Genomic DNA, 3594 nt, shown 5'->3' with positions numbered 1-3594 from the left:
GCATCTGTGTGCCAAGGTGGGTCTGAGAACGATCCATCGCCAAGGACACGCAGATCTCGCTCGCCAACTGGTCTGAAGCCTTGCTTCACCCCGGTGCGGAGCCTCAGAGCAATGGCATGTCAGAGGCATTCGTGAAGACGCTCAAGCACGATTACGTCCAGGTGACGCCGCTACCAGACGCCCAAACCGTTCTCGGATGGATCGGAGGCTGGATCGAGGACTACAACGACAATCACCCGTCATCAGCTGAAGATGCGCTCGCCTCGCGAGTTCATCGCAGCTCAAACCAGCAACTGCCTGAGTGTCCGGTGAAACGGGGGCAAGACCAGAACACTAGCAGAATGCACCGTCCCTGGTGCGAACTTGATGGGCGAAACTATTAGGGTGACCACTTCGACTGCGCAGGCAATTTAGTTGACTGACCAGACGTAGGTATAACGATTGTGAATCAGCACTCGTGATCCGCCCTTGACGCCAGCGGTGGGTGTCGGGTTAGGGCTTATGCCTCGTAGGATGCCTATCGTTCGCAAAGGTTACCATGACGGTCGTTGCTGCCTATCTCTACCGCCACGGCAAGCGCGTGCGCGAGGTGTCGATCACCGAGAAGATCGACTGCCCCTCGGACAACTCCGAGTTCGTCTGGATCGGGATCTGTGATCCCACCGAAGAGGAGATGCAGACGCTCAAAGAGCAGTACGACCTGCATCCGCTGGCCATCGAGGATGCCGTAAAGGCGGATCAACTGCCCAAGGTGGACATCTATGGCGAACAGCTGTTCGTCGTTGCGCGGACTGCGCGTCTGGAAGGCGATACGATCACCTATGGCGAAACCGCCATCTTCGTCGGCCACAGCCATATCATCAGCGTGCGCCACGGATCGGCCCGATCTCACATCGCGTTGCGTGCGCAGCTGGAGGCGGTCCCGAGCCTGCTGATCCACGGGGTCGACTACGTTCTGCACGCCATTCTGGATTACATCGTCGACGGCTATCTGCCCATCGTCGAGCAGATCGAAGAGAAGGTGCTGTTGATGGAGCAGCAGACCATCGACACTTTTCTCGGACGCGAAGAGATCACGCGCATCTTCGCGCTCCGTCGCCATCTGACCAGGTTTCAGCGGGTGCTGGGCCCCATGGGCGAAGTCGCCGGCAAGCTGGTCCGACAGGACCTTCCCTGCATCGACGCGAACACAAGACCGTACTTCAGCGATGTCCTGGATCATGTCCGGCGCGTGCAGACCATGGTCGATGGGCTGCTTCAGGTCCTGGCCTCGGTTTTTGAGTTCAGCAACCTGCTGGAGCAGCAACGCACAGGCATCATCACCCGCCAACTGGCGGCGTGGGCGGCCATCCTCGCCGTGCCGACGGCAATTGCAGGGATCTACGGCATGAATTTCGAGAACATGCCCGAACTATCGACCAGGTACGGCTACTTTGTCGTGCTATCGGCCATCGTGGGAGCCTGCACGTTCCTCTATGTCCGCTTCAAGCGGCTTGGCTGGCTTTGACTGGATCGCCTGCAAAGAAAAGCTCTGGCTGGAAAAGCCACTGCCTCTCTCATGGCAGCCTCATGAATCGCTTGGCACCGGTGTCGCATAGCTGTCAGTTCCTGACGGTATTTTGTGTATAGTAAATGATGATCATTGATGAGACAGACCATGTGCGCCATTGCGGTAGTCCCTGTCCCATTTCCGCTCGACTTCAACGTCGAGGATGATCCCTGTCTGGTCTGCAAAAGCGAACTCGATGCCAACTGGATTTGCACCAAGTGTCATGCCGATCACTTTGAGGGCGTCATGCTTGTGATCGGGTATGGCTCTCCCAAGAGGGCGGCAAAGGGCATCCAAGGCCACGCGCAAAGTGCTGGTCAAGCGGGGACCAGCTAATGCGCCTGTATGGATGCGAATGCTGCACTGTGGGTGATAGCAAATGGCTGCGATGGGCCATGCAACTCAGAAACCGCCTAGTTAGATCAAGGCCACATACCCGGCATAGGTCGCCATGAGGACAAAACCTGCGATGCGCGGTAGGCCCCCAAGGACGAATGCCAGCACGGAGAGCCCCACAGCGGCAATCGTCACCCAGATCATGTCGATGGAGGCAAAGCGCGGATCTGCAACGATCGGATGGATCAGCGCCGTGGTGCCGAGGATGCCAAAGATGTTGAAGATGTTCGAGCCGACGATGTTGCCTACGGCGATCTCGGTCTGCTTGCGGATGGCTGCGATCAGGGACGTTGCCAGTTCCGGGAGCGAGGTTCCTACCGCCACGATCGTCAGGCCGATCACCGCCTCGGATATGCCGAACGCGCGTGCCAGTTCCGTCGCGCTGTCCACCAGCAACCGGGCGCCGATGACGAGGACAACCAAGCCCCCCAAGGTCATTGCCCAGGCTTTCCACTGAGGGGAATCCCCAAGCTCGACCTCAGGGGTTTCCACCTTGCTGGTCATGAAAGCGGTGACGAGGAAGACGATAAGGCCAGCAATCAGCACCACGCCGTCCAGCCGGGTGACATTGCCGTCCAGGAGCATGATCCAGATGGTCGCCGTCGCCAACAGCATGAAGCCGAGATCACGCCAGAGCTTTTTCACAGGGATGATGAGCGGGGCAACGACCGCTGAAATGCCGAGGATCAGCAGAATGTTGGCGATGTTCGAGCCCAGGACGTTCCCGATCGCAATGGCGGGCTGACCTGCAAGCGCTGCTTGCACGGAAACCAGCATTTCGGGTGCGGATGTTCCAAAGCCCACGATGGTCAGGCCGATCACCATTGGCGACAGGCGGAAGTGACGGGCAATGGCCGTCGCGCCCCTGACGAGGGCCTCACCCCCGAAGAAAAGTGCCACAAGCCCAAGAGCAAAAAGCAGATATGTCATGATCGATCCAAAGTTGGCCCGGAGGCACGGTTCATTTCATATGATATTTCTCTTCTAAAACAACAAGTCCACCCCCTTCCTTTATCGGTGCCATCGGTTAGCCCTTGCTCAAAACGGTTGCGAACCCGCACGCTATCGAAATTCAACCTGACCAAGCGGCGTCATTGCAGAGCACGGCCCACCCTGCCTTGAAAGTTCATTGCGCCGGGTGGTGAGCTGTCTCGAACATAGTCGACCCTGATATCGAGCAGGTGGTCCTGTTGTAGGCCAGCAGGCGCTGAAACTGCTGATCACCTGTTATCGCAAAGCGACAGCACGTCCGCCAAAAGCGGGTTCGGAAAGCGGCGATGCTGGGTGACGGCGTAGAACGTCTCGCTGATGCCCGCCAGTCGGGCGGCCTCGACAAGCGATCCGGCGTCCAGTTCGTCCCGCACGACGATGGGAGGGATGACCGCGATCCCCGCCCCCTCTCGCGCCAGCAGGCGCAGCATTGCCATGTCGTCCGCCTCGGCGGCGATCAGCGGCACGATGCCCATCCGGGCGGCCATCGTGTCGAAATCGGCCCGCAGCGCCGTTTCAGGCACCGGCAGGACCAGGGGTTCCGACCGCAGCAGCTGGGCCAGCGACCGGCCCTTGCCCACCAGGTCCGGCCGCCCGATCAGACTGACCGGCTGTTCGGCCAGCCGGTGGATCAGCCATGGGCTGGCGGCATCGCGGGC

At 59.5% G+C, this 3594-nt stretch carries 4 protein-coding genes and 1 pseudogene; 3 read left to right on the top strand and 2 right to left on the bottom strand.

Features of this window, described 5'->3' with window-relative positions:
- Positions 1 to 69: 69 nt before the first annotated feature.
- From TY51_RS21100 to TY51_RS22760, 3 genes and pseudogenes are all read left to right on the top strand, one after another.
- Positions 70 to 312 (top strand): annotated as a pseudogene (locus TY51_RS21100) (integrase core domain-containing protein); the annotation flags it as partial.
- Between the two features lie 226 nt (positions 313 to 538).
- Positions 539 to 1507 carry a magnesium and cobalt transport protein CorA gene (locus tag TY51_RS12475; protein WP_042250041.1) on the top strand — a complete coding sequence of 323 codons (969 nt, stop codon included), beginning with the start codon at positions 539 to 541 and terminating at the stop codon, positions 1505 to 1507.
- A 138-nt stretch (positions 1508 to 1645) separates the two neighbouring features.
- Positions 1646 to 1885: a hypothetical protein gene (locus TY51_RS22760; RefSeq protein ID WP_042250040.1), complete on the top strand. Its 240-nt coding sequence runs from the start codon at positions 1646 to 1648 to the stop codon at positions 1883 to 1885.
- A gap of 81 nt (positions 1886 to 1966) precedes the next feature.
- On the opposite strand, the gene TY51_RS12465 is transcribed toward TY51_RS22760, so the two are convergent.
- Entirely contained in the window at positions 1967 to 2875 is a 909-nt protein-coding gene (locus TY51_RS12465) for a calcium/sodium antiporter (RefSeq protein ID WP_042250039.1), read from the bottom strand.
- Positions 2876 to 3165: 290 nt separating this feature from the next.
- Positions 3166 to 3594: LysR substrate-binding domain-containing protein (locus tag TY51_RS12460; RefSeq protein WP_042250038.1), on the bottom strand; the 429-nt coding region annotated here is incomplete at its 5' end.

Source organism: Paracoccus sp. PAMC 22219, from assembly GCF_000787695.1.
GTDB lineage: Bacteria > Pseudomonadota > Alphaproteobacteria > Rhodobacterales > Rhodobacteraceae > Paracoccus.
The sequence above is the reverse complement of the archived record's forward strand: the minus strand, read 5'-3'. Positions and strand labels throughout refer to the sequence as shown.

Coding starts and splice junctions, on each gene's coding strand:
- TY51_RS12475 (WP_042250041.1), top strand. CDS start 539: ATGACGGTCGTTGCTGCCTATCTCTACCGCCACGGCAAGCGCGTGCGC.
- TY51_RS22760 (WP_042250040.1), top strand. CDS start 1,646: ATGAGACAGACCATGTGCGCCATTGCGGTAGTCCCTGTCCCATTTCCG.
- TY51_RS12465 (WP_042250039.1), bottom strand. CDS start 2,875: ATGACATATCTGCTTTTTGCTCTTGGGCTTGTGGCACTTTTCTTCGGG.